This window comes from Nocardioides sp., from assembly GCF_047602075.1.
In the GTDB taxonomy this organism is placed as follows: Bacteria; Actinomycetota; Actinomycetes; order Propionibacteriales; family Nocardioidaceae; genus Nocardioides.
The window spans coordinates 1,770,057-1,796,271 of the sequence record NZ_JASGIF010000001.1 but is presented as its reverse complement, the minus strand read 5'-3'; the positions used below and the strand labels follow the sequence as shown (position 1 = coordinate 1,796,271).

Here is a 26,215-nt window from a genome sequence, read left to right as displayed (position 1 = left end):
ATGAGCGGCAGGACGCTCCCCACCGCCGTACGTCGTGGCCTGACGCTGTGGCGGCGCTCGATCCAGGCGCGAGTCGTGCTGAGCACGGTGCTCCTCTCGGCGCTGGTGCTCATCGGGGTCGGCTGGTTCCTGCTGCAGCAGACCCGCGACGGGCTGCTCGATCACCGGGTGACCGCCGTGGTGGCCGAGGCCAACGAGGAGACCCGCAGTGCCCGGCTCGCCCTGGAGGGTGCGCTCGGCACCGACCTGGACGCCAGCACCCAGCGCACCGAGCTGGTGAACCCGATCATCGAGCGCGGCGCCGTCCGCGGCTTCAGCGTGGCCCTGATGAAGCCGGGGCCCGAGCAGAGCGGCGGCACCTCGATCTTCAGCCCCGGCTTGGACCTGAGCAGCATCCCGGACAGTCTGCGCGAGCACTTCGTCGACCACACCACCACGGCGCGGACGTTCACCCAGATCAACGCCGGTGGCGCCCATCCCGAATCGGTGCCCGGTGTGGTCGTCGGCTCGACGATCCGGCTGCCGGCCGATGGCTCGGTCTACACCCTCTACTACCTGTTCCCTCTCGACGAGGAGCAGGAGACCCTCAACCTGGTCACCCGGTCGCTGGCCACCGCAGCCGGTGTGCTGCTGGTCCTCGTCGCCGGGCTCACCTGGCTGGTGACCCGGCAGGTGGTCACCCCGGTTCGGATGGCACGCGAGGTCGCCGAGCGGCTCGCCGCGGGCCAGTTGCAGGAACGGCTGCGGGTCCGCGGTGAGGACGACCTCGCCCGGCTGGCGACCTCCTTCAACCAGATGGCCTCCAATCTGCAGCGCCAGATCCGTCAGCTGGAGGAGCTGAGCCGCGTCCAGCGCCGGTTCGTCTCCGACGTCTCCCACGAGCTGCGCACCCCGCTCACGACCGTCCGGATGGCCAGCGACGTCATCCACGACGCGAAGCAGGGTCTTGACCCGGTGACTGCCCGTGCCGCGGAGCTGCTGCAGACCGAGCTGGACCGCTTCGAGACGCTGCTCACCGACCTGCTGGAGATCAGTCGGTTCGACGCCGGAGCGGCCGTGCTGGACCCGGAGGACGTCAACCTCGTCGATGTCGTGCACCGGGTCGTCGAGTCCAGCAGGCTGCTCGCCGACCAGCGCGGCAGCACACTGATCGTGCGGGCACCAGATGAGCCGTGCCTCGCCGAGGCCGACGTGCGTCGGATCGAGCGGATCGTGCGCAACCTGGTGGGCAACGCGATCGATCACGCCGAGTCGGGCGATGTGCTCATCATCGTCGCCCACGACGACCAGGCCGCATCCGTCGCGGTGCGCGACTACGGCGTCGGCCTGGCGCCAGGGGAGTCCGCGATGGTGTTCAACCGCTTCTGGCGGGCGGATCCGGCGCGCGCCCGCAGCACTGGCGGCACCGGCCTCGGTCTGTCGATCGCGCTGGAGGACGCCCATCTGCACGGTGGCTGGCTGCAGGCCTGGGGGCGCCCAGGTGAGGGCTCCCAGTTCCGGCTCACCTTGTCGCGGCACCTGGGCCAGCCGCTGCGACACAGCCCGATCCCGCTGGTGCCGACCGATGCCGAGGAGAAGGTGTGATGGCAGTGCGTCTTCGTCTTCTCGGCCTCGTCCTTGCGGGCATCGTCGTGCTGACCGGCTGTCTGGCCGTCCCGGACCAGGGCCCGGTGGTCGAGGTGGGCGGCAGTTCGGACGTGCGAGCCGGCGAGGCGCCGGACATCGTCCCGGCGCCACCGCAACCGGGCGAGTCCGCCAGCGACATCGTCCGCCACTTCCTCGAGGCGATGCGCGCCTCGCCGGTCGAGACCAGCGTCGCGCGCAAGTTCCTCACCAAGGACGCGGCCGCCTCCTGGCGACCGGAGGAGCAGACGATCACCTATGTCAGCACCTCCGGCCCGATCGGTAGCTCCCAGCTTCGGGTCAGGCTGCTCGGTGCGACCGGCTATGACTCCCGCGGCACCTATCTGGGTGCGTTGCCGCGCGGCGACCGCACGCTCCACTTCCCGATGCAGTTGGTGGACGGCGAATGGCGGATCGCCGAGGCGCCGAACGCGTTGATCGTCAACGACGACTGGTTCGACCAGCGCTTCCAGCGGGTCTCGCTCTACTTCTTCGATCCGAGTGGCAAGCACCTGATCCCGGAGCCGGTCTTCCTCACCCGAGGTGACCAGCTCCCGACGGCGCTGACCAAGGGGCTGTTGGCCGGCCCGCCGAGCACGCTGCGTCGGGTGGAGCGGACCTTCGTGCCCTCTGGGACCACGCTCGACCTCTCCGTGCCTCCGGTGAGCGGTGGTGGTGTCGCGGACATCGCGCTGAGCAGCGGGGGTGGACGAGTCTCACCCGAGGCGACCGAGCTGATGATGGCTCAGCTCACCTGGACCCTGCGCCAGGTGCCCAGCGTCGAGGCACTCCGGGTCACCGTCGACGGTCAGCGGATCGATCTGCCGGGCTCGGAGAAGACCGTGCCGGTCGACAGCTTCTCCGAATACGACCCCACGGGCTGGCTGGCCAGCAGCACGCCGTACGCCGTCCGCAAGGGTGTCGTCGTCGGGAACGCACTGAGCGATCCGCTGCCGGTGGCAGGGCCGTTCGGCACCAAGAAGTACGGCCTGCGCTCCATCGCGGTCGATCCCGCGAACACCAAGATCGCCGGCGTCTCGGGTGACGGGGAGTCGGTCCTGGTCACCTCGCTCACCAACGCCGATGCCCGCGTGACCGAGGTCGCTTCCAACACCACCAACCTGCTGCCCCCCGTCTGGGACCTCTCCGGCCGGCTGTGGCTGGTCGACCGGAGGTCGAGCGGAGCCGTGGTCGTCGTCCTCGCGGACGGCACGCACCCCCAAGAGATCAGTGCCCCGGGCATCACCGGCCGACAGGTGCGCCGGTTCGAGGTGTCCCGCGACGGCTCGCGGTTCGTGGCCGTGGTGGGCGGCCGATCCGGCGACAGCCTGCTGGTCAGTCGGGTGCAGCGCAGCGCCGACGGTCGGGTGAGCCTTGCTCCGCCGACCCAGCTGCCGTCGCCGAGCGACACTCCGTTGCGCGCTCGGGATCTCGGTTGGAGCGACGCCACCACGGCCACGGTGCTCAACCCGTTGACCGACGACCTCACCCAGGTCAGCGCGGTCCCGTTGGACCGATCGCCGGGGCGTTCGGTGGGGACGGTGCCGGGGGGCATGCGCTGGTTGATCAGCTCGCCGATCGAGATCGAGCCGACGTACGTCGTGGCGCGCGATGACGTCGTGCTGCTCGCCGACGTCGGTTCGGTGAAGGTGGCCGAGGGCATTGCACTGCCCACCCTCACCTACGCCGGTTGACTCTCTCCACAGCGGCCGGCTGCCCCGGTGGCGGCGGGGTGATCGAGCCGGTGAGATGGCCACGTGGATCTAGAGGCCGGACTCTCGCTGCGCGACGCGGCGCTCGACCTGCTGCTCGGGGGAGCCTGCCTGGGCTGCGGTCGTCCCGGCTGGCTGGTGTGTGCGGACTGCGGGGCCGCGCTGCCGGACCGGGCGGCGCCGGCCTGGCCGACTCCGATGCCGGCCGGGCTGGCTATCCCGTGGGCGATGGGACCCTATGCCGGGGTGTTGAGGGCGATCGTGCTCGGACACAAGGAGCACCGCCTGCTGGCGTTGCGACCCGTGCTCGGCAGGTTGCTGGCCGGTTCCGTCGCAGGAGCCGCCGTGCCGGGCCTGCCGGTCGTGCTCGTCCCGGTGCCGTCGCGACCGGCGGCGGTCCGGGCCCGTGGGCACGACCACACCTGGGAGATCAGCAGGGCGGCAGGCACGACGCTGCGCCGACTCGACATCGACGTGCGGGTCGCCCGACTGCTGTCCTCTCGGCGCGACATCGCCGACCAGGCCGGGCTGACCGCCGACGAGCGCGCGGAGAACCTTGCCGGCTCGCTGCAGGTTCGCTCGGGCTCGCTGGCTCGGTTGGCACGGTGGCGGCCTCGGGTTCAGGTCGTCGTCTGTGACGACGTGCTCACCACCGGCGCCACCGCCCGCGAGGCACAACGAGCGCTGGAGGTGATCGGCCTGCCGGTCAACGCCATTGCGGTGGTCGCGGCGACCCAGCGTTGGATCAACCTCGGTGGCGAGTGGCGGGGATCTCGCTGAGGATCTCCGCAAGCGGCTTTGAACCGGTCGCCCGACCGGATAGCGTCTATTCATGGAGTCCGTCCGGGTCCGTGGTTGCGTCATCCGGGCGGTCCGTGTGTCTTGGCACTTGACCGAGCACACGAGGCCCGTTCCCGGTTGGCTAGCCGATGCCAGTCGCAGGCGAAACGGCCCACGTAACGGGCGGAGTGACGGCTCTGTCCGTCACCCGTTCGGATCACGGTGCGGCTTAGTCGTAAGTCCTGCCTCGCGGCCGTCGTCAGATGCGACGCACCGCGGGAGAAGGTCGGTAGTGGCGCGAGAAGCTGCGAGAGCCTCAGCAGGCGGGTGTGGGGTCGAAGACCAGGTCGGCCGGACGGACTCCTCTCGAGCGCGCTCCCTGCGCCGCTCGTCGATGACGCGCAGCCCGCGTCCTTCGCCCACGCGACTCGTAGGAGGTTGACATGGAGGTAGTGGTCACCGGACGTCACATCGAGGTCTCGGATCGGTTCCGCAGTCACGTCTCCGAGAAGCTCTCCAAGCTGGAGAAGCACGACCATCGGATCATTCGCGTGAACGTCGAGATCGAGCAGGAACGCAACCCTCGCCAGGCGGACCGCGCCGTGCGTGTGCAGCTCACCGCGCTCTCCCGTGGGCCGGTGATCCGGGCCGAGGCTGCCGCTGCCGACAAGATGGCCGCGCTGGACATCGCTCTGGACAAGATGGCCGCGCAGATGCGGCGTGCCGCCGACCGCCGCCGTGTGCGCAGCAGCCGGATGCGGGGCAACGGCGCGGCGGTCGCCGCCGAGCTCGAGGCCGCACTGGTTGTCGAGCAGGCCGACGAGGAGGTCGAGCACCGGGTGGGGCCGATCACCGTGACCGGTGAGGGGCCGCTGCTCGTGCGCGAGAAGACCCACCATGCCGCGCCGATGACGCTCGACCAGGCGCTCTACGAGATGGAGCTGGTCGGCCACGACTTCTACCTCTTCGTCGACAAGGAGTCCGAGCGGCCCTGCGTGGTCTACCGCCGGCGCGGCTACGACTACGGCGTGATCTCCCTCGACCTGGGCGACGCCGAGTAGCCGCTCCCGATGTTTCCCTAGGTCGCGCCGCCACGCCTGACCGGCCCTGATCTGCGATGATGCGCGGGTGAGCGACACGCAGGAGACCGACCCCATCAAGGTGCTGGTGGTCGACGACCAGGAGCTGTTCCGGCGCGGTCTGACCATGCTGCTCGGCGCCGAGGACGGGATCGAGGTCGTCGGCGAGGCGGGCGACGGTGTCGAGGGCACCCAGCTCGCCGAGCGGACCGTCCCCGATGTCGTCCTCCTCGACGTGCGGATGCCCAAGCGCACCGGCATCGAGGCCTGTCTGGCGATCAAGGAGGCGGTGCCGTCGGCGAAGATCGTCATGCTCACCGTCTCCGACGAGGAGGCCGACCTCTACGAGGCGGTCAAGAGCGGCGCCTCCGGCTACCTGCTCAAGGACTCCTCCATCGAGGAGGTGGCCCAGGCGGTCAAGGTGGTGGCCGACGGCCAGTCGCTGATCTCACCGTCGATGGCGGTCAAGCTGATCGACGAGTTCAAGCAGATGTCCAAGCCGGAGCGCGACCACGTACCCGGTCTGCGCCTCACCGAGCGCGAGCTCGAGGTGCTCCGGCTGGTCGCCCGGGGGATGAACAACCGGGAGATCTCCAAGCAGCTGTTCATCAGCGAGAACACCGTGAAGAACCACGTCCGCAACATCTTGGAGAAGCTGCAGTTGCACTCCCGGATGGAGGCCGTGATGTATGCCGTCAAGGAAAAGCTCCTCGACCTCCCGTGACCGAGCAGCTCTCGCTGGCCCAGGCGAGGCGGATCGCGCTGGCCGCGGGCGGCTTCACCGACCGGCCGCACGCCGTCCCCACGATGCGCACCCTGCAGCGCGCCGTCGCGCGCACCGGCGTACTCCAGGTCGACTCGGTGAACGTGCTGCAGCGGGCGCACTTCATGCCGCTCTACTCCCGGATGGGTCCCTACGACGTCGGGCTGCTGACGCGGGCCGCCGAGCGCCGGCCGCGCCGGCTGGTGGAGTACTGGGCCCATGTGCAGGCGCTGATGCCGGTCGAGCTCTGGCCGCTGATGCAGCACCGGATGGATCACTATCGGGCCGAGCGCGGCAAGTGGGGGTTCGTCGTCGACAACCCCACGCTCGAGCAGAACCTGCTCGCCGAGCTGCGCGAGGTCGGTGCCTCGACCGCGCGTGATCTCGACGACGGGCTGCCGCGCAGCAAGGAGAGCTGGGGGTGGAACTGGTCGCTGACCCGGCAGGCGCTGGACTTCTTGTATATGTCCGGGCAGGTCGCGATCGCCGGGCGCAACCCTCAGTTCGAGATCCTCTACGACCTGCCCGAGCGGGTGCTGCCGCCCGACGTGCTGGCCCTGCCGACGCCGCCGAGGCCCGACGCCGACCGTGAGCTGGTGCGCCGCGCCGCCCGCTCACACGGCGTCGCATCGATCGCCTGCCTGCGCGACTACTACCGGATGTCGATCGCCGACACCAAGGTGGCCGTCGAGTCACTGGTCGAGGCGGGCGAGCTGTTGCCGGTGACGGTGGGCGGCTGGAAGCGGCCGGCCTACCTCCACGCCGAGGCTCGCCTGCCTCGCCGGGTCCGCGCCCGGGCCCTGCTCAGCCCGTTCGACCCGCTGGTGTGGGAGCGGGCCCGGGCCGAGGCACTGTTCGACTTCTTCTACCGGATCGAGATCTACACCCCGGTCCAGAAACGGGTGCACGGCTACTACGTGCTGCCGTTCCTCCTCGGCGACCGGATCGTCGCCCGCGTCGACCTCAAGGCGGATCGGGCGACCGGCAGACTGCTGGTCAAGGGCTCCTACGCCGAGACGCACGCCGACCCCGGCGAGACCGCCGAGGAGCTCGCCGCCGAGCTGCGCCAGCTGGCCGACTGGCTGGGGCTGGCCGACATCGTCGTCGAGCCTCGTGGTGACCTCGCTCCGATGCTGGCCGTCGCGGTGGCAGCGGCGAGTTGAGCGGTCGTACCTGGTCGAGCGGTATGGACGGGGGAGTGACGTCCGTACCACCGCGGGCTAGCGTGCCGCTGGTGAGGCGCTCTCCGCACGAGAACGTGGCGACGGTCCTGGTCGACCCCGAGATCCTCGTCGACCTCGAGTTGGAGTTGATGGCGCTCGACCTGCGGCTCTGGCCGGTCCACTCCGCGCCGATCTGTGTCGACGGCGTACGCACCGCCTTCCAGATCCGCCGCCAGCTGTTGATGCGCCACCAGGGCGCCTGGGACCTCGCCGCAGGCTGGGTGCCGGTCTGGATCACCTTCGGCGGCCGCTGGCGCCGCGACGACGATCCACTGCCCTGGGCCGCTCACCGGACACTGTGGCAGGTGCTCGACTCGCACGCCGACCACGTCCGCTTCCACCGTCGCCTCGGCGGCGTCCGCCCGCTCAGCACGCCCGTCGAGCCGTCAGTGTGACGGTCCGGAGTCGGATCGGCCGGCGATCTGTTGTCGGCCGCAGATTCCCCGGCGGCTGGTGAGGCTGGGTAGCATGACCGGAGGCCCGCCGTGACCTCGGCATGGCCTCGCCCCGGGTCGGGTCCGGGGCAGCGACCAACACCCGGGAGTCGACGCACGTGCCTGCCATTCTCGACAAGATCCTTCGCATGGGCGAGGGCAAGATCCTGCGCCAGCTGGAAGTGATCTCGCGCGCCGTCAACGAGATCGAGGACGACTTCGTCGCGATGAGCGACGACGAGCTGCGCGGGATGACCGACGAGCTCAAGGAGCGGTTGGAGAAGGGTGAGTCGCTCGACGCCTTGATGCCGGAGGCCTTCGCGACCGTGCGCGAGGCGGCGAAGCGGGTGATCGGGCAGCGGCACTTCGACGTCCAGATCATGGGTGGCGCCGCCTTGCACCTCGGCAACATCGCCGAGATGAAGACCGGTGAGGGCAAGACGCTGGTCGCGACGCTGCCGACGTACCTCAACGCGCTCACCGGCAGGGGCGTCCACGTCGTCACCGTCAACGACTACCTGGCGAAGTACCACGCCGAGTGGATGGGCCGGGTCTACCACTTCCTGGGCCTGACCGTCGGCGTGATCCTGCCCGAGATGCGGCCCGACGAGCGGCGGGCGGCGTACTCCTGCGACGTCACCTACGGCACCAACAACGAGCTCGGCTTCGACTACCTGCGCGACAACATGGCCTCCTCGATCGAGGACTGCGTCCAGCGCGGCCACTACTACGCCATCGTCGACGAGGTCGACTCGATCCTGATCGACGAGGCGCGCACCCCGCTCATCATCAGCGGTCCGACCCAGGACGAGGTCCGGTGGTACGCCGAGTTCGCGAAGGTCGCGGCGACCCTGACCAGGGACGTCGACTACGAGGTGGACGAGAAGAAGCGCACCATCTCGGTGCTCGAGCCGGGCATCACCAGGGTCGAGGACCACCTCGGCATCGAGAACCTCTACGACTCGGTCAACACCCCGCTGATCTCCTTCCTGAACAACTCCATCAAGGCCAAGGAGCTGTTCCGCAACGACAAGGAGTACGTCGTCCTCGAGGGCGAGGTCCTCATCGTCGACGAGCACACCGGCCGCATCCTGTCCGGCCGGCGCTACAACGACGGCCTGCACCAGGCCATCGAGGCCAAGGAGGGCGTGCAGGTCCGCGAGGAGTACCAGACGCTGGCCACCATCACCCTGCAGAACTACTTCCGCCTCTACGAGAAGCTCGCCGGCATGACCGGCACGGCGATGACCGAGGCCTCGGAGTTCGACAAGATCTACAAGCTCGGCGTGGTGCCGATCCCGACCAACCGACCGATGGTCCGCAAGGACCAGGCGGACCTGGTCTACCGCACCGAGGAGGCGAAGTACGCCGCGGTCGTGGAGGACATCGCCGAGCGGAACCGCAAGGGCCAGCCGGTCCTCGTCGGCACGGTGTCGGTGGAGAAGTCCGAGCACCTCTCCGGCCTGCTCAAGAAGGCCGGTGTCCCGCACACCGTGCTGAACGCCAAGCAGCATGCAGACGAGGCCAAGGTGGTCGCCCTCGCCGGCCACAAGGGCGCGGTCACCGTGGCCACCAACATGGCCGGCCGAGGCACCGACATCATGCTCGGCGGCTCGGTCGACTTCCTCGCCGACCAGGAGCTGCGCAAGCTGGGTCTCGACCCGCTGGAGGACGCCCAGGCCTACGAGACGGCATGGCCCAACATGGTCGACAAGATCAAGGAGCAGGTCGCGACCGAGCACGACGCCGTGCGCGAGGTCGGCGGCCTCTACGTCGTCGGCACCGAGCGACACGAGTCCCGTCGCATCGACAACCAGCTCCGCGGCCGCTCCGGCCGCCAGGGCGACCCGGGGGAGTCTCGGTTCTACCTGTCGTTGCAAGACGAGCTGATGCGGCTGTTCAAGTCCGACTGGGTCGACCGGATCCTGCAGGTGCTCAAGGTCCCCGACGACGTCCCGATCGAGAACAAGCGGGTCACCAACGCGATCGCCAGCGCGCAGTCGCAGGTCGAGTCGCAGAACTTCGAGTCCCGCAAGAACGTCTTGAAGTACGACGACGTGATGAGCCGCCAGCGCGAGGTGATCTACGCCGAGCGTCGCGAGGTGCTCGAGGGTGCGGACCTGGAGAACCAGATCCGCGGCTTCATCGACGACGTGATCGCCGGCTATGTGACCGAGGCGACCCAGGAGTTCCCCGAGGAGTGGGACCTGGAGGCGCTCTGGGTGGCGCTCAAGCAGCTCTACCCGATCTCGCTCAACCACGCCGATCTCGAGGACGAGGCTGGCGGCCGGGAGTTCCTCGAGGTCGAGGACCTCGTCGAGCGGCTCCAAGCCGATGCCTCGGCGGCCTACGACCGCCGCGAGGAGGAGGTCGGCGAGGAGGTCATGCGCGAGCTGGAGCGCCGGGTGCTGCTCTCGGTGCTGGACCGCAAGTGGCGCGAGCACCTCTACGAGATGGACTACCTCCGCGAGGGCATCTACCTGCGCGCCTACTCCCAGCGCGACCCGTTGGTGGAGTACCAACGCGAGGGCTTCGACATGTTCGCCGCGATGATGGAGGGCATCAAGGAGGAGGCCGTCGGCTTCTTGTTCAACCTGGAGGTCCAGGTCGAGGAGGAGGACGAGGTCGAGCTCGACGACGAGGGCATCTTCGAGCTGGTCGACACTCCGGTCGAGTTGGGTGTCGCCGAACCGGTTCCCGCGCCCGAGCACCCGCTGATCAAGGCCAAGGGCCTGGACGCCCCGCAGCAACCCCAGCGGCTGTCCTACTCCGCACCCAGCGAGGACGGCGAGGCGGAGGTCTCCGGCGAGGCGGCCTCGGCGAGCGATGACGCCTTCGCCAAGACCGGCCGCAACGCGCTGTGTCCTTGCGGGTCGGGCAAGAAGTACAAGCGCTGCCATGGTGCGCCCGGTGGTCCGACCGGGCTGACCACGCGGGTCAACGGCTGAGCAGGCTGGTTCAGGCGAACTCGAGGGCGGAGCACTGCCAGCGTCCGCCGATGAGCTCGAAGCAGGCGGCGATGGCGCGCGAGCGTTCGCCGTACCGCACATGCACGGAGGCCTCCACCCGCTCCGGGCTGACGAAGCAGGTGCGCACGCCGAGGACCTGGGCGCGGACGGCTGGACCTTGGCGACCCTCGCCGGGGCGGTGCCCGCCGGCCCGCGCGACCAGCTGGGCGCGACGCGCGAGGGTGGCGTAGACGTCCGGGGTGGTCCACCGCAGCACCTGGGTGACGGGGCGGTCGCCGCTGACGATCTCCACCACGGCCTGGGCGTAGCGGTGACACCACTGCTCCAGCTGTCGCCGCACCTTTCGGTCGACCGGCACCACGTCGCCGCCCGGTCTGCCGGGCACGGGCACCAACCGCGGTGGCGCCTGATCGGCCGTGCCGTCGAGCGCGAGGGTGCCCTGGATGCTGGCCAGCGGCAGGGTGTCTGGGCGGAGGATGGACACGGACATGAGCTCTCCTCTCAACGGTCCGGCTCCTCAGCGGTCCGGAAGGGTCAGGTGGGTGCCGGGCATGATCAGGTCGGGGTCGGCTCCGATGACCGACCGATTGAGTTCGTAGAGGCGGCGCCAGGTGTCGTCGATCTCCGCCGCGGTGGCACCCGGAGGAAGGGCGCTGGCGGCTATCGCCCACAGCGAGTCGCCGGGTTGCACCACGACGTCCCCGCTGGTCTGTTGGCTGGCGGTCGTGGGCCTCGACTGTCCGGCCGTGTGCACTCGCGGCCCGCCGACCGCTCGGTCCGGCAGCGGCAGCCCGGAGACGACGCTGGTCGCCTCGCGGCTGCTGACTTCTGGCGGGTGGAGGCGGCTCCCTTCGGCGCGCGCGGGCGAGGCGAGGGCGCTCACGGCGAGCACCCCGCAGCCGACGAGCAGCCAGCGCCGCAGCAGCGCCGGGCAGGTGCGCACCGTGGCCGGTTGGCGGGCGGTGCCGGCCGTGGCGACGACGACGGTCGAGACCGCGGCCAGCCAGACCGCGCATCCGGCGCAGGCCGCTGCGGCCAACCAGACCAGCCACTGGCTCAACTCCGTCGCCGCTAGCTCACCGGCGCTGGCGGCCCGGCGCGCCGAGCGCAGCTCCGGCAGGGCCAGCGAGGCCAGCGCGCCCGCCACGAGCAGCGAGGCCAGCCACATGATCGCCTGGCGACCCCGATTCACCTGCATGGCTCAAACCTTCTGTTTGCATCTGTTTGAACTATTTAAAGACTGTTCGACAGCATCGTCAATCGGTTGTCCACAGCCCCTGGCGACGATCACGGGGGGCGTGGCAGGGTCGGCGTATGCCCTGGGACGACGAGCTCTTCGCGCTCTTCGACGATCTCGAGGCCCAGGCGGAGGCGGCCTTCGCCGCCGACCGCGAGGTGGAGCTGGCCGACCGCACCCGCGCGGAGTACGCCTCGGTCAGCTTCGCCAGCAGGCTGATGGCGTCCGTCGGCACCACCGTGAGCCTGACCGTGGTCGCCGTGGGCAGCCTGACCGGAAGACTGACCCGGGTCAGTGAGGGCTGGCTGCTGCTCGAGTCACCCTCCCGGGGCTGGATCGTGCCGTGGCCCGCCGTGACCTCCGTCAGCGGCGCCTCGCTCCGGTCCCGCTCGGAGCTGACCTGGTCGCCGGTGACCAAGCTAGGCCTGGGCTCCGCGCTGCGCCGGCTCGAGGAGGCCGGCACCCCCTGTGTGCTGCACCTGACCGACGAGAGTCAGCTCGACGCGCAACTGCGCCGGGTCGGCAAGGACTTCGTCGAGGCTATGATCGGCGAGGACGCGATCCGACTCGTCCCGTTCTCGGTTATCGCCGCAGTCTCCAGTCGGGAGTGAAGAGGCGCTGCACGAATGGGCGAAGGCAGCTCGCTCCAGCCGGGCAGCGATTGGATCATCTGGCTGGCCTACTTGGCCGTGCTGGGCGCATTCCTTGGAGTGGCCTTCGCAGCTTTGCGGTCACGAGCCAGCCGGCCCCGCAAGGGGCTCGCGGTGCTTGCTGCTGGCGTCGCAGCCTTGGTGAGCGCGTCGATGTTCGTTGTCGATGTGCACGCCGACGGAGTGACGTGCACACTTGACCCGCTCACCGGTGCCTTCGCTCACGGACTGATGTCGGGAGTGGAACACGCCTGCGTGAGAGCCAGCCGTTGGCGACTCTTCTTCGGGCTTGCTCTCACGTGCCTTGGTGTCGTGGTTGCGGCGTGGTTGCTTCGGGTCCCTCGAAGAGGGGATTCGTCCTGATGGCTGCAAGACGGCGTCGGTTGGGCATCGTCGCAACAGCGACGTTGCTGGTTCTTGGATGGGCGCCGGTGGCTCACGCAACAACGCGCGATGCTGCGACACGGTCGGCGTCTATCGAGGCGACGTGCGTTCGCTCCAATGCTCGAGTCCGGTTGCATGTTCGGCGCCCATCTACAGGGGCCCTGCGGGTGGGTGTACAGATGAGGATGGCGCGCCCCGAGAGCACTTGGTCTGGGTTGCTGGAGTGGACCGAGCCAGATGAGCCGTTCAGGACTGGCCAAACTCGGATCGAGGTCAGCGGATCCGAGGGAGCGGTACGTCGGGTTCCGCGGTGGGCACGCGATGTGAGCGTTCGGGTGCATCGATCGGATTCTGCTCGACGACATCAGGCGTGCATGGTCGGCGCCTACGTCCTTCCACGCATTGCGTTGGTGGCGATTAGGTGTGTGGGCAGATCTCAGCTCTTTGCTGTTTCCGGACGGGAAGCCCGCCCGGCCGATGAGCGTCTGATCGTGGGTCTGGACGGCGGCTCCGGCCGGGTCTGGCGACTCACCGCTCGGCTTGACGGTGATGCCTTCGTCGAACGGCACCGTCTCCGAGATGAAGAAGTAGACTGGCGTGTTCCAGGGTGGCTGGTCCACAGGAACTCCACGTTACAGATTCACGTATCGCGACCCGGGGGCAAGCGAGAATGCAGATTCACCGCGAGGGACAGGTATCGCCTTCGCGATCTTCGCGCCCTGCCGGGCGGTCACAAGCTGTGATGGCGACCTTCAGTGAAACAGAGCGCCGCGTCTCTGTCCTCGGTGCTGTGGTCATCGGCATCTGCCTTGGCCTGCTGCCCATGGTGGTCGTCAATGTCCCGTGGATGCAGAGCCATGTGTTCGTGGCCGACGATCGAGACCTGGGGCTCGCTCTGCATGAGCCCCCGCCGGCGAAGCGGGCTTCTGGCGATCCGCAGGCGGCGGACGAGAATGGAGCCCGGATCGCCCGCTGCCAGCGCTACGCGCTCAAGCTGTACGACCATCCGATCCCGGCCGATGAGGTGAAGCCGTTCCCCGGTTGGGCAACACCGGCCGAGAAGGCCTTCTATCGCGCCTGCGTAGAGGGGCGCTGACCAACCGGCTTGTGAGTTAGCGCAACCTCGCGATGCGAGGTTGCGCTAATATGGGGGTGGCAGAGGGGGTGTCGTCATGAGCCAGCCGGGTCTAGCCAAGGAGCCGACCATGTCGACACATGCGCGTGTGTTGGACCTCGTCTGGGTCGCCGAACGGCTGGCGCCAGAGGCCCCGGAGGAGTTCTTGGACCGGCTGGTCAGCGATCTTGAGGCGGTGGCGAACCGGACCCCGGCGGACGCGGAGGATCCGGAGGCCAGCCTCGCCGAGGAGGAGATCGACGCGCTCAGCGCGGTCGGTTCGCTGGTCACCCGGATGCCCGAGCGCCGGGCGTCGGTGGAGACCGTCCTCGCGGCCAACCAAATGATCGCGACCGCCCACAGCGTGCGTGAGGTCGCCGGGATGCTCCACAAGTCCGAGAGTCGGGTGCGCCAGCGACTGGTCGAGCGGACGCTCCTCGGTGTGCACACAGTGGGTGGATGGCGTGTCCCACAGTTCCAGTTCGCCGACGGTCATGAGTTGCCCGGCTGGTCCAGGGTCGCGCCCGCGTTCCCGCCTAGCGCTCCGCTGCGCGCTGTCGAGCGTTTCGTCACCACACCGCATGTCGACCTCGAGTTGGATGATGAATCGGTGTCCCCGCAGGAGTGGCTGCTAGGCGGAGGCGACGCCGATCAGGTGGCCGCCCTGGTTGCCTCCGCCTTCTCGCTGGCAGTCTGAGCCGGGTGCGGCTTGACCGAGCGACTGGATCACCCAGCGCCGGCGCAGTTCGCCGACCTCGAAGAACGTCACCTCATGGTGCTAGATGCTGGTTCATCGTTGGCGAGGGTCTACTTCAGCGAAGGTAGCCATCCGGCGACCTGGCGGACCTTCCGCCACTACGGGCCGACGTTGCGCGGGCGATTCGACCATCATCAGCCGCCGAGTCGGGTGCAGGAACGCGGCGTCATGTACGCCGCACCCGGATGGCGGTCCCCGTCCGGTCGGGAGCAGGCTGCCCTGAAGACCTGCCTGGCGGAGGTCTTCAGGGACCAAGGCACCGTCAACCTCGTTGCCGGTGCGCCGAAACTTGTCATCTTCACGCTCAGCCGGCCGCTGCGACTTCTTGATCTGGCCGACTCTGAATGGCTCACCGAGTCGGGAGGCAACGCCGCGATCTCCTCAGGCTCGCGGATACATGCTCGGAGGTGGGCGCGGGCCATCGCAGATCGATACGGCGCCACGATCGATGGAGTCTTCTACGCTCCGTCGAACCTCCCCGCCGCGCGAGCCGCGGCGCTGTGGGAGCCAGCCGTCGACGCGCTGCCGGGGCGGCCTCGGTTCAACAAGGCTCTCGCGGACGGGGTGCTGAGAGCAGCCGTGGAGACCTATGCGTTCGAGCTGCGACTGGACCTCGTCACAGGGTGACGGAGGCAACTAGGTCGCGTCGACGTCGTATGGCGGCAGCTCGCCGGGGGCGAGGCTGCGCTGGCGGCGGGACGGGCGAGGATCGTCGTCCTCGTCCTCCATCGCCTCCATGATCTGCTTGCGCACGATGGTGCGGGGGTCGAGGTCGCGCAGCTCGAGGTCGGCGTAGTCGGGGCCGAGTTGGTCGCGCAGCTCGTCGCGGGCCTGATTGGCGAAGCCGCGAAGCTGCCGGACGAAGCGGCCGGCCTGCTTCGCGAGCCGGGGCAGCTTGTCCGGTCCACCGACCAGGATGGCGACGAAGATGATCACCGCCAACTCGGGCAGGCCCACGCCGAACATGCGTCAGAACCTAGTCGATGGTGCCATGGGCGAGCTGCGGGGGCACCGTTGCCTACCCACCCATCTGGCTGGTGGGGGTGAGACCGAGCTGCATGCCCGCGAGCCCCCGGCCGCGGCCGTCGAGGGTCGCAGCGATCGACACCAGGGCTGTCGCGGATGCCGACGCAGGATCGGCCACCACGATCGGGGTGCCGGCGTCACCACCCTCACGCAGGCCGATGTCGAGGGGGATCTCGCCGAGCAGCGGGACGTCATAGCCGAACCGGTCGGCCAGCGTCGCGGCGACCCGCTGGCCACCACCGGACCCGAAGACCTCGAGCCGATGCTCAGGCCCGCAGTGCGGGCAAGGGAGGTAGCTCATGTTCTCGATGACGCCGACCACGCGCTGGTGCATCATCGAGGCCATCGTGCCGGCCCGCTCGGCGACCTCAGCGGCCGCCTCCTGCGGGGTGGTGACGACGATCACCTCGGCGTTGGGCAGGTGCTGGCCGAGGGAGAGCGCGATGTCGCCGGTGCCGGGCGGCAGGTCGAGCAGCAGCACGTCGAGGTCGCCCCAGTAGACATCGGCGAGCATCTGCACCAGGGCCCGATCCAGCATCGGGCCACGCCAGGCGACCACCTGGTCGCGGCGGGGCTTGAGCATCCCGATGGAGATGACCGAGACGCCGGACGGCGTCGGCACCGGCATGATCATCTCGTCGACCTGGGTAGGCCGCGAGTCCGCGACGCCCAGCATGGCGGGCACCGAGTGACCGTAGATGTCGGCGTCGATCAGACCGACCGATCGGCCCCGTGCGGCGAGCGCGAGGGCGAGGTTCACCGTGACCGAGGACTTGCCGACACCCCCCTTGCCGCTGGCGACGGCCAGCACGCGGGTCAGCGAGCCGGTCTGGGCGAAAGGGATCTCGCGCTGCGCCTGGCCGCCGCGCAGGGTCTGCTGCAGCTCACTGCGCTGCTCACTGCTCATCACACCGAGAGTGAGGTCGACACCGGTGACGCCGGGCACGGCGCCGACCGCCGCTGTCACGTCGCGTCGGATCGTGTCCCGCAGCGGGCAGCCGGCCACCGTCAAGAGCACGGTCAGGGTGACCTCGCCGTCGCCTGTGACCTCCACCGATTCGACCATGCCCAGCTCGGTGATCGGGCGCTTGATCTCGGGGTCCTGCACGCGCGCGAGCGCAGCGTTCACCTGCTCCAACGAGGGGGTGGTCATGTGGCCAAGGGTAATCGGGGGCCGGTCATCCGCCGTCGGCGGCATCCTCGGGCTCGGGGGTCGGGGTCGACGGCTGCACCGTCTCGAGGCGCTCTTCGAGATCGCCGAGCAGGCTGCGCAGCTCGGAGCGCAGGAAGTCGCGGGTGGCCATGTCACCGACCGACATCCGCAGCGAGGCCACCTCGCGGGCCAGGAACTCCATGTCGGCGTGCGCTCGGGCGTTGGCCTGGCGATCCTGCTCGGCGATCACCCGGTCGCGGTCCTCCTGACGGTTCTGCGCGAGCAGGATCAGCGGAGCGGCGTACGACGCCTGCAGGCTCAGCATCAGCGTCAAGAAGATGAACGGGTAGTGGTCGAAGCGCAGGTGCTCGGGGACCAGCGTGTTCCATCCGATCCAGACCAGCACGACGACGGTCATCCAGAACAGGAACCGCGCGGTGCCCATGTAGCGGGCGAAGCTCTCGGCGAAGATGCCGACCGCGTCGGACTCCGGATTGGGCCGGGGCAGCACGAGGCGGCGGGTGTCGCGGGGGGTGTCCAGCCGGTTGCTCCGGCTGGTGCGGGTCTCGGCCATCAGCCCGTCGCCCCCTCACCCGGTCGCGATCTCTCGACGGCGTGGTCGCGCCAGTTCTCCGGCAGCATGTGGTCGAGCAGGTCGTCGACGGTGACGACGCCGAGCAGCCGGCCCTCGTCGTCGACCACGGGGGCGGCAGTCAGGTTGTAGTAGGCCACGTGGGCGGCCACCTCGGAGATGGTGGCGTCGACGTGGATGTAGGTCGTCTCCTTGTCGAGCACACCGGCCACCAGCTCCGAAGGTGGCTCACGCAGCAGCCGCTGGATGTGGGCCAGGCCGAGGAGCTTGCCCGTCGGCGTCTCCAACGGTGGGCGGCAGACGTAGACCTGGGCCGCCAGCGAGGTCGGCAGTTCCTCGCGGCGCACGTGGGCCAGCGCCTCGGCGACCGTCGCGTCCGGCGGCAGGATCACCGGCTCCGGCGTCATCATGCCGCCCGCGGTCTCCTCGTCGTAGACCATCAGGCGGCGAACGTCCTCGGCGTCCTCCGGCTCCATCAGCGCCAGCAGCCTCGCGGCGGTGTCGGGTGGGAGATCCGCGATCAGGTCGGCGGCGTCGTCGGCCGACATCTCCTCCAAGATGTCCGCTGCCCGCTCGGGCTCCAAGAAGCTGAGCACCTCGACCTGGTCCCGCTCGGGCAGCTCTTCGAGCACGTCCGCAAGGCGCTCGTCGTCCAGCTCGGCCACCACGGCCGCGCGGCGCTCCGGCGGCAGGTCGTGCAGCGTGCTGGCGGCGTCCGCGGGACGCATCTCGTTCAGTGCCGCGATCAGTTGGGTGGCGCCTTGGGTGTCCTCGTGGCGAGTCAATCCGTCCACCGCATCCCACTCCGCGACGTGGGTCTGCCCGCGCCGCCGCAGCCCGTGTCCCGGCTCCTGGACTGCGACCCGGCTGAGCATCCAGTCCCGCGTGCGACCCTGCTCCATGGCGACGTCGATGACCACGCCGACCGTGCCGGAGTCCTTGATGGTCACCCGCCGGTCCAGGATCTGACCCATCACCAGCGTCTCGGTCGGTCGCTGCTCGAAGCGCCGCATGTTGATCAGGCCGGTGGTGTAGACCTGACCACTGTCGATGTGGGTGACCCGGGTCATCGGCAAGAAGATCCGGCGCCGTCCGAACACCTCCGCGACCAGGCCGAGCACGCGCGGCTGGCTGCTGTCGGTGCGCAGCATGACCACCGTGTCGCGCACCTTGCCCACCAGGTCGCCTCGCGGGTCGAAGACCGGCAGGCCGACCAGGCGCGCGACGAAGACGCGGGACGGTGCAGTGGTCACCGCGCCACGCTACTGCCCGGGCGACCTCGGACGAACTACCTGGGGCCAGATTCGTCACACATCGTCGCCGAGCCGGTCCCCGAGGGCAATACTTGTGCCGCTCCCCGCCTGCCAGAAAGGACACTCCATGGGTCGCTTGTGCCAGACCGACGGACTCACCGAGGACCAGACCGAGATCCTCAAGGCGGTGCGCCAGTTCGTCGAGGACAAGATCATCCCGGTGGCGACCGAGCTCGAGCACGCCGACGAATACCCCACCGAGATCGTGGAGGGGCTCAAGGAGCTGGGCATCTTCGGGCTGACCATCCCCGAGGAGTACGACGGCCTCGGCGAGTCGCTGCTCACCTACGCCCTCTGCGTGGAGGAGATCGCGCGCGGCTGGATGAGCGTCTCCGGCGTCATCAACACCCACTTCATCGTGGCCTACATGCTCATGCAGCACGGCACCGAGGAGCAGAAGCGTCGGTATCTCCCGCGGATGGCGACCGGCGAGGTCCGGGGCGCCTTCTCGATGTCCGAGCCCGCGCTCGGCTCGGACGTGTCGGCGGTGAAGACCAAGGCCGTCGCGGTCGACGGTGGCTACGAGATCACCGGACAGAAGATGTGGCTGACCAACGGTGGCTCCGCCAACCTGGTCGCGGTGCTCGCCCGCACCGACGAGGGAGTCGACGAGGGTGCGTCGGTCTACAAGAAGATGTCGACCTTCCTGGTCGAGAAGGAGCCCGGGTTCGGCGAGGTCGCGCCCGGGGTCACCGTCCCCGGGAAGATCGACAAGATGGGCTACAAGGGCATCGACACCACCGAGATGATCTTCGACCGGCACCGGGTCGCCGCCGACCAGCTGCTCGGCGGCTCCATCGGGCAAGGCTTCTACCAGATGATGGACGGTGTCGAGGTGGGCCGCGTCAACGTGGCCGCCCGCGCCTGCGGCATCGCCAACCGCGCGTTCGAGCTCGGCATCGACTACGCCCAGCAGCGGGAGACCTTCGGCAAGCCGATCGCCCAGCACCAGGCGGTGCTGTTCCGGCTGGCCGAGATGGCCACCAAGGTCGAGACCGCCCACGCAATGATGGTGCGCGCGGCCAGGATGAAGGACTCCGGCGAGCGGAACGACGTCGAGGCCGGGATGGCCAAGATGGTGGCCTCGGAGTACTGCAACGAGGTGGTCGAGGCGTCCTTCCGGATCCACGGCGGCTATGGCTACTCCAAGGAGTACGAGATCGAGCGGCTCTACCGCGAGGCCGCGTTCATGCTCATCGGCGAGGGCACCTCCGACATCCAGAAGATGATCATCGGTCGGCGGATGCTCGAGGAGTACAAGCTCCGCTAGGCGTCTGGCCCCGTCGTACCCAGTTGAGAGGAGCACCCGTGCAGTTCGGCCGAAGCTATGAGGAGTTCGAGGTCGGGGCGACCTACCGGCACTGGCCGGGCAAGACGGTCACCGAGGCGGACGACCATCTGTTCTGTCTGCTCACCATGAACCACCACCCGCTGCACCTGGACGCGCACTACGCGGGGGAGACCACCCAGTTCGGCAAGAACGTCGTGGTCGGCAACTACGTCTACTCGGTGCTGCTCGGCATGAGCGTGCCCGACATCTCCGGCAAGGCGATCGCCAACCTGGAGATCGAGTCGCTGCGGCACGTCGCCCCGACCTTCCACGGGGACACGCTTTATGGCGAGACGACCGTGCTGGACAAGTGGGAGTCGACCTCGAAGGACGACCGGGGCGTGGTCTACGTCGAGACCATCGGCTACAACCAGGACGGCAAGGTCGTCTGCATCTTCCGCCGCAAGGTGATGGTGCCCAAGCAGAACTACCTCGACGCCCGTGGCGGTGAGCAGCCCGGCCGTCCCGTTCCCGTGCCGGACAAGAACTGGCCGGGGCCGACTGCTCCCTGACCCGCGGTAGTGGGTTGACGGTAGCCGGATAGACCGCCACTCTCGTGGCATGGCGCTGGTGCCTCTCTGCCTGCACTGCCGCGCGTCGTCTGCCCCGCTGGACGACGCGTCGACCTGTGCCGTGCACGGGTCGACGACGCCGTGCTGGCGGACCACCGAGGCGTCGTACGACGACTTCGGCGAGCACTTGCGCTCGGCGGGGGCGATGGCGACCTATCTGCCCTGGCCGATGAGTCCCGGCTGGCGGATCAGTGACTTCGCCGTGGTGACCGACGGGCCGGGCTCGGCGCTTGCGGTTGCGGCGGCGTGCTCCGGGGTGAGTGAGCTCGACGGCCCGGTCGACCTGGTCGTGGTGACCGAGGAGCCGGGCACTGGGCTGGGTGCGTGCTACGCGGGCCTGCCGGTGAGCTATCCGGGCGCGGAGGTGGGCGTCGGGGTGCCCGTGACGAAGATGCGGGTCGAGGGTCAACCGGTGCCGCTGTGGCTGGTCTCGCTGGTGGAGTCGGCTCCCGACGTCCCCACCGACCCGGTCGACCGGACGGTGCTGGTCGGGGAGGCGTTCGGTCGCTGGCTCTGGCTGGTCCTCCGTCCCGCCTCTGCCCTGTTGCTACTGCACGACGAGTGGCAGCTCCACGACCTCTCCCGCCTCGGCCCCGCCCTGGTCGAGGTCACCTTCGGCGGCCCGGCGCCGACCTGGTGAGGCGGCGAGCCGGTGAAGGCGGCCTGCCGCGGCGTCCGTGCCGAGAGGGGCCCCCTTGGGCAACCACCCCTCCGCTCGCTGGCGCTCGCTCCGGGGGGCCAGTCCCATCCACGCCCTGCGGGGGCCCCTCCCGGCCCGACCGCCGCGTCCGGCCTTCCCCGGCGGGCCGCCTCTGCGGGGCCGCGGCGAGCCGCCTCCTAAGGGAGATGGAGAGCGGCCGTAGGCTGCTCCGGTGCGCATCGACCTCCACACGCATTCCGATGTGAGCGATGGGACGATGGCACCGGGCGAGGTGGTGCGGGCGGCAGCGGCGGCGGGGCTCGACGTCGTCGGACTGACCGACCACGACACGGCGGCGGGGTGGGCGACGGCGGAGGCGGCCGCGCTGGAGACCGGCATCTCACTGGTGCGCGGGTTGGAGATCAGCACCCGCTTCGGGGGCCGCGGAGTCCACCTGTTGGGCTACCTGGTCGACCCGACCTATCCGCCGCTGGTCGAGGCGCTCGGCAAGATCCTCGACGGTCGCAGCTCGCGGGTGCCGGCCATCCTGGAGCGCCTGCGGGGGCTGGGCATCGACATCGACGTCGCCGACGTGCGCCGGGTGGCGCCGCATGCGCGGGCCACCGGTCGCCCACACATCGCCGATGCGCTGGTGGAGGCGGGCGTGGTGTCCGACCGCGCCGCCGCGTTCCGGGAGCTGCTCAACCCGGGCCGGCCGGCGTACGTCCAGCGGTATGCCGCCGACCTGGAGGACATGATCGGCTTGGTGACCGCTGCCGGAGGGGTGGCGGTGATCGCGCACCCGTGGGGTCGGCAGGACCCCTCGGTGCTGAGCGAGGAGGGGCTGGCCCGGCTACGGCAGGTCGGGTTGGCCGGTGTCGAGGTCGACCACCAGGACCACTCTCCAGCCGACCGGGAGCGCTTGCGGGCGATCGCCCGAGAGCTGGAGCTGGTAGCCACCGGCTCCAGCGACTTCCACGGGACCGGCAAGGTGAACCACGAGCTCGGCTGCCACACCACCGAGGTCGAGGAGTTCGAGCGACTGATCGCACTCGCCGACGCGGCCGCCGCTGCCTCGGGCCGGGTCACCCCGCACGTCGTCGTGGAGTGATCTCGACTGGCTTGATCGGGGGAGCCGTATCGACGGGGCCGTGCGGGTCAGCGGCGACCGATGGACTGGTAGGTCTGCAGCGCCCGGCGGGGGATGACCCGGGCGGCCGAGGTGATCACCTTGTACTGCCCGCCGGGGATGGACAGCTCGCGGCCCTTGTCGAAGTCGGCCAGGCTGCGCTCGACCAGGAAGTCCGACTCGAGCCAGAGCAGGTCCGGAGCGGATTGGCGACGCACGCCCATCCGGCTGTGGAACTCGGTGCGGGTGAACCCCGGGCACAAGGTGAGCACGGTGATGCCCTGGGAGCGATACTCGTTGGCGGCCCACTGGCCGAAGCTGGTCACCCACGCCTTGGCGGCGGAGTAGGTGCCGCAGGGCAGGAACGACGCGACACTGGAGACGTTGATCAGGCCGCCCTTCCCGCGGGCCGCCATCGCGCCCAGCGCCGCATGGGAGAGCCGCATCACCGCGGTGACGAGGACGTCGATCATCGCCTGCTCGTCGGCGATGTCGGAGTCCAAGAAGCGCTTCTTCAGGCCGAAGCCCGCGTTGTTGACCAGGAGGTCGACGGGCCGATCGTCCTCGGCCAGCCGCTGCTCGACGAGCAGCAGCTGGTCTCGATCGGCCAGGTCCGCGGGCAGCACCTCGACCGAGACGCCGTACGTCGAGCCGAGGTCGGCCGCGACCGCGTCCAGTCGCTCGCGGTCGCGTGCGACCAGGATCAGGTCGTGTCCGCGGGAGGCGAGCTGGCGGGCGAACTCGTGGCCGATTCCCGAGGTCGCACCGGTGATCAGTGCCGTGCCGAGGTCGCTGAGCTTGGTCGAGGCCATGGCACCAGGAAAGCAGTGTCGGCGCGGGATCGGCACGCCGGGTCCGGCATGATGGGAGGCGATGACCACCATCCTCGCCGTCGCCAACCAGAAGGGCGGAGTCGCCAAGACCACCTCCGTCGCCTCGATCGGCGCCGCCCTCGCCGAGGAGGGTCAGCGGGTGCTGCTCGTCGACCTCGATCCGCAGGCGTGCCTGACCTTCTCGTTGGGCATCGACCCGGAGGATCTCGAGATCTCCATCTACGAGGTGCTCACCAAGGGGATGCCGGCAACCGAAGTGCTGGTCGAGACCGAGGACGGCGTGGATCTGCTGCCGGCCACCATCGAGCTGGCCCGCGCCGAGGCGGACCTGCTGACCCGGACCGGCCGCGAGCAGGCCATCAAGGCGGCGCTGGAGGACCTCGACGACGCCGGCTACGACTGGATCCTGCTGGACTGTCCGCCCTCGCTGGGAGTGCTGACCGTGGCCGCCCTCACCGCTGCGCAGGGAGTGCTGATCCCGCTGCAGTGCGAGACGCTGTCCCACCGAGGCGTCGGTCAGCTCCTCGACACCGTCCACGACGTGCGTCGCTTCACCAACCGCAAGCTCGAGGTGTGGGGGGTGCTGCCCACGTTGTACGACGGCCGCACCAACCACGCCCGGCGAGTGCTCGACACGATCGCCGATACCTACGACCTCGAGGTGATCGAGCCACCGATTCCGAAGACGATCCGGTTCGCCGAGGCACCCGCGGCCGGTCGGTCGATCATGCGCACGAGCCGGTCGAGCAAGGGTGCTCAGGCCTACCGTGAGGTGGCGGCCAATCTGGCGCTCCGGGCGCGCCGCCCCAAGCCGAAGCGACCGGCGAAGCGTCGCGCGGGCGGCTGAGATGGGCAATCATCGGCGGGAAGTGGAGCCGCGCTACGGTCGGATGGCCGTTGCGAGCACCTCGCTGGTGATCACCCTGATTGCTGTTCTTGGTGGTCTCGGCATCATCCCGCTCGGGCAGGGCAGCGGCTCTCGGGCATCCGCCGCCTCCTCCGATCGTTCTACGTCGGCCACGGCGCCCTCTGATGTCGACGGGACAGTGCCGTCCGGAGATGCGAGCGATGGCGCTGCCGGCAAGGAGGCCGCCGACGACAAGGGAGCGACCACCGGCACGGGTGCCAAGGCATCGGAGGCCGGTGAGCAGGAGGCGAGCCCGTCTCCCCAGCCTTCGCCGCCGTCGGCCGCCCCGCCGGTGCCAGCGGACTCCGGCGCCGGTCGTCGGGCGGTGTTCAGCGAGAGCGAGCAGCAGGTCTGGCTGGTCGACGACGACGGCAGCGTGCTGCGCAGCTATCCGGTCTCGGGGAGCACCTTCGACAACCTCGACCCGGGCACCTATCAGGTCTACTCCCGCTCGGAGGACGCCGTCGGCGTGGACGGCTCCACGATGCACTGGTTCGTCCGCTTCACCCGAGGATCGAGTGGGGCGGCCATCGGCTTCCACTCCATCCCCGAGAAGGACGGCGCTCCGGTGCAGACCCTCGCCCAGCTCGGCACCCCGCTCTCACACGGCTGCATCCGGCAGCGCGAGCCCGACGCCCTGGCGATGTGGGACTTCGCCCAGCTCGGTGACACCGTTGTGGTCACAGCCTAGGCCCCGGATTATTGTCACTTTGTTAAGCCGACCCGACTGAACCACCGGCACCATCTGCCGATGAGGTGTTCGGGACGATCCACTGCAGTTGTGCGTCTTCGGATGCGTGTGGCCTTCTGGCTTCGATCTCTCTGGTCATGCTCCTTCCGGTCTGCCCAGCCTGGGCCGGCAGTGGGACCGGCGGGGGGGAAGTGCGTGTGATGAGCGAGGGAACGGGGACCTGGCAGAAGGCGGCTGTTCCGCTGGTAGTTGCCGCTGCGGTGGCAATGGTGGTCGGCGTTGCGGCCATCCGAGAGTCGGCGGGCAGTCCTGGTCGCTCTGTTGAGTCGGGAGTGGCTAGGGTCGGCTCGGCAACCGGCGGAGCACCTGAAGGTCTGGAGCCTTGGGCGGCGGAGGCCTGGGACGCCTACGTCTCCTGGGCGGGAAGCAACGACGAGCACCAGGCCGCGGAGGTGCTCGTGGCGTACGCGCTCAACGGTGGCTATAGCGAGTGCATGGAGGCCGCCGGATATCCGCGGCCGTGGCAGGAGTCGATCTCTCCGCCGCCGGTGTTCAAGGATGGGCTGCTGTATTCCTTCTGGGCAGGTGGACGTCGGGACGGCTACTTCTCGCAGACGGTGATCAACGGCGAGATCGGTCAACGGACCGAGTTGGCAGAGAACGCGGTCAACGCCGTGGGGGAGGAGGCCGACGCCGAAATGGTTTGCGGGGAGGCGAACCCCGCTGCCAGCGACAGCACCGTCGAAGGCTACCGAGACCCGCCCGTGGTGTCGCGGCTGGAGCATGAGTGGGCCGAGGCGCTCGCCCCGGTCCTTGTCGCCGGCGGCGACCCGCGCGACTATGACGCCTGCATCGCCGAGACCGGAATCTTGGAGGGAAGCGGCTTCGACTCCGTCGACGAGTTCACCGACCAGCTAGCAAGTCTGATGCCGGTTGGGACGGTGCCGCTGGGCGACGAGGCGTCCACGCCCGAGTGGGACGCCTACCTGGTGACGGAGCAGGAGTTCGTGGATGCGGACTGGAACTGTCGCAAGGACGTGCGTGCCGAGCTGGCCGACGAGGTCACGGAGGCGGTGGCTGGCTTTGAGGCTGCCCATGGCGATCAGATCAGCCAGGCACGGTCGCACTGGGACTCGGTGGCTGCCCAGGCCGAGGACCTTGGCTGGACGCCAGACGACCCCTACCTCGGTGCTGGATTCCCACCACGACCAGGCGGTTGACGGCGGCCCATCGGACGTCAGGATCCAAACTGCGTCGACTCTTCGGCCGGTCCGGGCTGTCTAGGTGTGCGGCAACCGACGTTC

26 protein-coding genes are annotated in these 26,215 nt (G+C 69.3%); 19 read left to right on the top strand and 7 right to left on the bottom strand.

Translation table 11 applies throughout. The annotated features are described in order from the left end of the window. The 8 genes from mtrB (at position 1) to secA (ending at position 10,562) form a co-directional block, all read left to right on the top strand. Positions 1 to 1,584 (top strand): MtrAB system histidine kinase MtrB, encoded by a 1,584-nt coding sequence (gene mtrB, locus QM714_RS09060; RefSeq protein ID WP_415099657.1) that lies wholly within the window; start codon positions 1 to 3, stop codon positions 1,582 to 1,584. Further along, the gene (locus QM714_RS09055) at positions 1,584 to 3,317 is read left to right on the top strand and encodes an LpqB family beta-propeller domain-containing protein (RefSeq protein WP_415099655.1); all 1,734 of its coding nucleotides are present in this window, start codon (positions 1,584 to 1,586) and stop codon (positions 3,315 to 3,317) included. The genes mtrB and QM714_RS09055 overlap by 1 nt, the downstream gene beginning before the upstream one ends. Before the next feature lie 63 nt (positions 3,318 to 3,380). Further along, positions 3,381 to 4,115 (top strand): ComF family protein, encoded by a 735-nt coding sequence (locus QM714_RS09050; RefSeq protein WP_415099653.1) that lies wholly within the window; start codon positions 3,381 to 3,383, stop codon positions 4,113 to 4,115. A gap of 443 nt (positions 4,116 to 4,558) precedes the next feature. Further along, positions 4,559 to 5,176, top strand: coding sequence for a ribosome hibernation-promoting factor, HPF/YfiA family (hpf, locus tag QM714_RS09045; protein ID WP_415099651.1), 618 nt, complete (start codon positions 4,559 to 4,561; stop codon positions 5,174 to 5,176). A 67-nt stretch (positions 5,177 to 5,243) separates the two neighbouring features. Beyond that, on the top strand, positions 5,244 to 5,918 hold the full coding sequence (locus QM714_RS09040; protein WP_415099649.1) for a response regulator: 675 nt from the start codon (positions 5,244 to 5,246) through the stop codon (positions 5,916 to 5,918). Then, positions 5,915 to 7,120, top strand: a complete 1,206-nt coding sequence (locus QM714_RS09035) for a winged helix-turn-helix domain-containing protein (protein ID WP_415099647.1) — start codon at positions 5,915 to 5,917, stop codon at positions 7,118 to 7,120. Before QM714_RS09040 ends, QM714_RS09035 begins: the two co-directional genes overlap by 4 nt. A gap of 71 nt (positions 7,121 to 7,191) precedes the next feature. Next, complete coding sequence (locus QM714_RS09030) at positions 7,192 to 7,575, top strand: hypothetical protein (RefSeq protein WP_415099645.1); 384 nt, start codon at positions 7,192 to 7,194, stop codon at positions 7,573 to 7,575. Positions 7,576 to 7,763: 188 nt separating this feature from the next. After that, positions 7,764 to 10,562 (top strand): preprotein translocase subunit SecA, encoded by a 2,799-nt coding sequence (gene secA, locus QM714_RS09025; protein WP_415101032.1) that lies wholly within the window; start codon positions 7,764 to 7,766, stop codon positions 10,560 to 10,562. A gap of 10 nt (positions 10,563 to 10,572) precedes the next feature. On the opposite strand, the gene QM714_RS09020 is transcribed toward secA, so the two are convergent. Together QM714_RS09020 and QM714_RS09015 are read right to left on the bottom strand one after the other, a co-directional pair. Further along, positions 10,573 to 11,073: an Rv3235 family protein gene (locus QM714_RS09020; RefSeq protein ID WP_415099643.1), complete on the bottom strand. Its 501-nt coding sequence runs from the start codon at positions 11,071 to 11,073 to the stop codon at positions 10,573 to 10,575. Between the two features lie 27 nt (positions 11,074 to 11,100). Then, the gene (locus QM714_RS09015) at positions 11,101 to 11,781 is read right to left on the bottom strand and encodes a LysM peptidoglycan-binding domain-containing protein (protein ID WP_415099641.1); all 681 of its coding nucleotides are present in this window, start codon (positions 11,779 to 11,781) and stop codon (positions 11,101 to 11,103) included. Between the two features lie 116 nt (positions 11,782 to 11,897). Here QM714_RS09015 and QM714_RS09010 point away from each other — a divergent pair, with 116 nt between their 5' ends. The 4 genes from QM714_RS09010 to QM714_RS08995 all read left to right on the top strand — a co-directional run bounded on the left by QM714_RS09010 (position 11,898) and on the right by QM714_RS08995 (position 15,352). After that, on the top strand, positions 11,898 to 12,431 hold the full coding sequence (locus QM714_RS09010) for a hypothetical protein (RefSeq protein ID WP_415099639.1): 534 nt from the start codon (positions 11,898 to 11,900) through the stop codon (positions 12,429 to 12,431). Positions 12,432 to 13,596: 1,165 nt separating this feature from the next. Beyond that, positions 13,597 to 13,950: a hypothetical protein gene (locus QM714_RS09005; protein ID WP_415099637.1), complete on the top strand. Its 354-nt coding sequence runs from the start codon at positions 13,597 to 13,599 to the stop codon at positions 13,948 to 13,950. Positions 13,951 to 14,059: 109 nt separating this feature from the next. Then, complete coding sequence (locus QM714_RS09000; RefSeq protein WP_415099635.1) at positions 14,060 to 14,665, top strand: hypothetical protein; 606 nt, start codon at positions 14,060 to 14,062, stop codon at positions 14,663 to 14,665. A 12-nt stretch (positions 14,666 to 14,677) separates the two neighbouring features. Beyond that, entirely contained in the window at positions 14,678 to 15,352 is a 675-nt protein-coding gene (locus tag QM714_RS08995; RefSeq protein ID WP_415099633.1) for a hypothetical protein, read from the top strand. 9 nt (positions 15,353 to 15,361) lie between these two features. Here QM714_RS08995 and QM714_RS08990 read toward each other — a convergent pair whose 3' ends face one another. Genes QM714_RS08990 through QM714_RS08975 form a run of 4 tightly spaced genes read right to left on the bottom strand, consistent with a single transcriptional unit; the run spans position 15,362 to position 18,749 of the window. Further along, entirely contained in the window at positions 15,362 to 15,691 is a 330-nt protein-coding gene (locus QM714_RS08990; protein WP_415099631.1) for a sec-independent translocase, read from the bottom strand. A gap of 52 nt (positions 15,692 to 15,743) precedes the next feature. Further along, the gene (locus QM714_RS08985; protein WP_415099629.1) at positions 15,744 to 16,904 is read right to left on the bottom strand and encodes an Mrp/NBP35 family ATP-binding protein; all 1,161 of its coding nucleotides are present in this window, start codon (positions 16,902 to 16,904) and stop codon (positions 15,744 to 15,746) included. 25 nt (positions 16,905 to 16,929) lie between these two features. Next, the gene (locus QM714_RS08980) at positions 16,930 to 17,478 is read right to left on the bottom strand and encodes a DUF1003 domain-containing protein (RefSeq protein WP_415099627.1); all 549 of its coding nucleotides are present in this window, start codon (positions 17,476 to 17,478) and stop codon (positions 16,930 to 16,932) included. After that, positions 17,478 to 18,749 (bottom strand): magnesium transporter MgtE N-terminal domain-containing protein, encoded by a 1,272-nt coding sequence (locus QM714_RS08975; protein ID WP_415099625.1) that lies wholly within the window; start codon positions 18,747 to 18,749, stop codon positions 17,478 to 17,480. The genes QM714_RS08980 and QM714_RS08975 overlap by 1 nt, the downstream gene beginning before the upstream one ends. 127 nt (positions 18,750 to 18,876) lie before the next feature. Here QM714_RS08975 and QM714_RS08970 point away from each other — a divergent pair, with 127 nt between their 5' ends. The 4 genes from QM714_RS08970 to QM714_RS08955 all read left to right on the top strand — a co-directional run bounded on the left by QM714_RS08970 (position 18,877) and on the right by QM714_RS08955 (position 22,462). Further along, entirely contained in the window at positions 18,877 to 20,079 is a 1,203-nt protein-coding gene (locus tag QM714_RS08970; RefSeq protein ID WP_415099623.1) for an acyl-CoA dehydrogenase family protein, read from the top strand. A gap of 38 nt (positions 20,080 to 20,117) precedes the next feature. Beyond that, complete coding sequence (locus QM714_RS08965; protein WP_415099621.1) at positions 20,118 to 20,651, top strand: MaoC family dehydratase; 534 nt, start codon at positions 20,118 to 20,120, stop codon at positions 20,649 to 20,651. A 49-nt stretch (positions 20,652 to 20,700) separates the two neighbouring features. Next, positions 20,701 to 21,351, top strand: coding sequence for a DUF6758 family protein (locus QM714_RS08960; RefSeq protein ID WP_415099619.1), 651 nt, complete (start codon positions 20,701 to 20,703; stop codon positions 21,349 to 21,351). Between the two features lie 232 nt (positions 21,352 to 21,583). After that, positions 21,584 to 22,462 carry a PHP domain-containing protein gene (locus QM714_RS08955; protein WP_415099617.1) on the top strand — a complete coding sequence of 293 codons (879 nt, stop codon included), beginning with the start codon at positions 21,584 to 21,586 and terminating at the stop codon, positions 22,460 to 22,462. 47 nt (positions 22,463 to 22,509) lie between these two features. Here QM714_RS08955 and QM714_RS08950 read toward each other — a convergent pair whose 3' ends face one another. Next, complete coding sequence (locus QM714_RS08950; RefSeq protein WP_415099615.1) at positions 22,510 to 23,292, bottom strand: SDR family NAD(P)-dependent oxidoreductase; 783 nt, start codon at positions 23,290 to 23,292, stop codon at positions 22,510 to 22,512. A 61-nt stretch (positions 23,293 to 23,353) separates the two neighbouring features. On the opposite strand from QM714_RS08950, the gene QM714_RS08945 reads away from it, so the two are divergent. The 3 genes from QM714_RS08945 (at position 23,354) to QM714_RS08935 (ending at position 26,131) form a co-directional block, all read left to right on the top strand. Then, a complete protein-coding gene (locus QM714_RS08945) occupies positions 23,354 to 24,160 on the top strand; it encodes a ParA family protein (RefSeq protein WP_415099613.1) in 807 nt (268 codons plus the stop codon). Positions 24,161 to 24,203: 43 nt separating this feature from the next. After that, complete coding sequence (locus tag QM714_RS08940) at positions 24,204 to 24,911, top strand: L,D-transpeptidase (protein WP_415099611.1); 708 nt, start codon at positions 24,204 to 24,206, stop codon at positions 24,909 to 24,911. A gap of 200 nt (positions 24,912 to 25,111) precedes the next feature. Further along, positions 25,112 to 26,131, top strand: coding sequence for a hypothetical protein (locus tag QM714_RS08935; protein WP_415099609.1), 1,020 nt, complete (start codon positions 25,112 to 25,114; stop codon positions 26,129 to 26,131). The last annotated feature ends 84 nt before the right edge of the window (positions 26,132 to 26,215 follow it).

Coding starts and splice junctions, on each gene's coding strand:
- mtrB (WP_415099657.1), top strand. CDS start 1: ATGAGCGGCAGGACGCTCCCCACCGCCGTACGTCGTGGCCTGACGCTG.
- QM714_RS09055 (WP_415099655.1), top strand. CDS start 1,584: ATGGCAGTGCGTCTTCGTCTTCTCGGCCTCGTCCTTGCGGGCATCGTC.
- hpf (WP_415099651.1), top strand. CDS start 4,559: ATGGAGGTAGTGGTCACCGGACGTCACATCGAGGTCTCGGATCGGTTC.
- secA (WP_415101032.1), top strand. CDS start 7,764: ATGGGCGAGGGCAAGATCCTGCGCCAGCTGGAAGTGATCTCGCGCGCC.
- QM714_RS09020 (WP_415099643.1), bottom strand. CDS start 11,073: ATGTCCGTGTCCATCCTCCGCCCAGACACCCTGCCGCTGGCCAGCATC.
- QM714_RS09015 (WP_415099641.1), bottom strand. CDS start 11,781: ATGCAGGTGAATCGGGGTCGCCAGGCGATCATGTGGCTGGCCTCGCTG.
- QM714_RS09010 (WP_415099639.1), top strand. CDS start 11,898: ATGCCCTGGGACGACGAGCTCTTCGCGCTCTTCGACGATCTCGAGGCC.
- QM714_RS09005 (WP_415099637.1), top strand. CDS start 13,597: ATGGCGACCTTCAGTGAAACAGAGCGCCGCGTCTCTGTCCTCGGTGCT.
- QM714_RS09000 (WP_415099635.1), top strand. CDS start 14,060: ATGTCGACACATGCGCGTGTGTTGGACCTCGTCTGGGTCGCCGAACGG.
- QM714_RS08990 (WP_415099631.1), bottom strand. CDS start 15,691: ATGTTCGGCGTGGGCCTGCCCGAGTTGGCGGTGATCATCTTCGTCGCC.
- QM714_RS08985 (WP_415099629.1), bottom strand. CDS start 16,904: ATGACCACCCCCTCGTTGGAGCAGGTGAACGCTGCGCTCGCGCGCGTG.
- QM714_RS08980 (WP_415099627.1), bottom strand. CDS start 17,478: ATGGCCGAGACCCGCACCAGCCGGAGCAACCGGCTGGACACCCCCCGC.
- QM714_RS08970 (WP_415099623.1), top strand. CDS start 18,877: ATGGGTCGCTTGTGCCAGACCGACGGACTCACCGAGGACCAGACCGAG.
- QM714_RS08960 (WP_415099619.1), top strand. CDS start 20,701: ATGGCGCTGGTGCCTCTCTGCCTGCACTGCCGCGCGTCGTCTGCCCCG.
- QM714_RS08950 (WP_415099615.1), bottom strand. CDS start 23,292: ATGGCCTCGACCAAGCTCAGCGACCTCGGCACGGCACTGATCACCGGT.
- QM714_RS08945 (WP_415099613.1), top strand. CDS start 23,354: ATGACCACCATCCTCGCCGTCGCCAACCAGAAGGGCGGAGTCGCCAAG.
- QM714_RS08940 (WP_415099611.1), top strand. CDS start 24,204: ATGGCCGTTGCGAGCACCTCGCTGGTGATCACCCTGATTGCTGTTCTT.
- QM714_RS08935 (WP_415099609.1), top strand. CDS start 25,112: ATGAGCGAGGGAACGGGGACCTGGCAGAAGGCGGCTGTTCCGCTGGTA.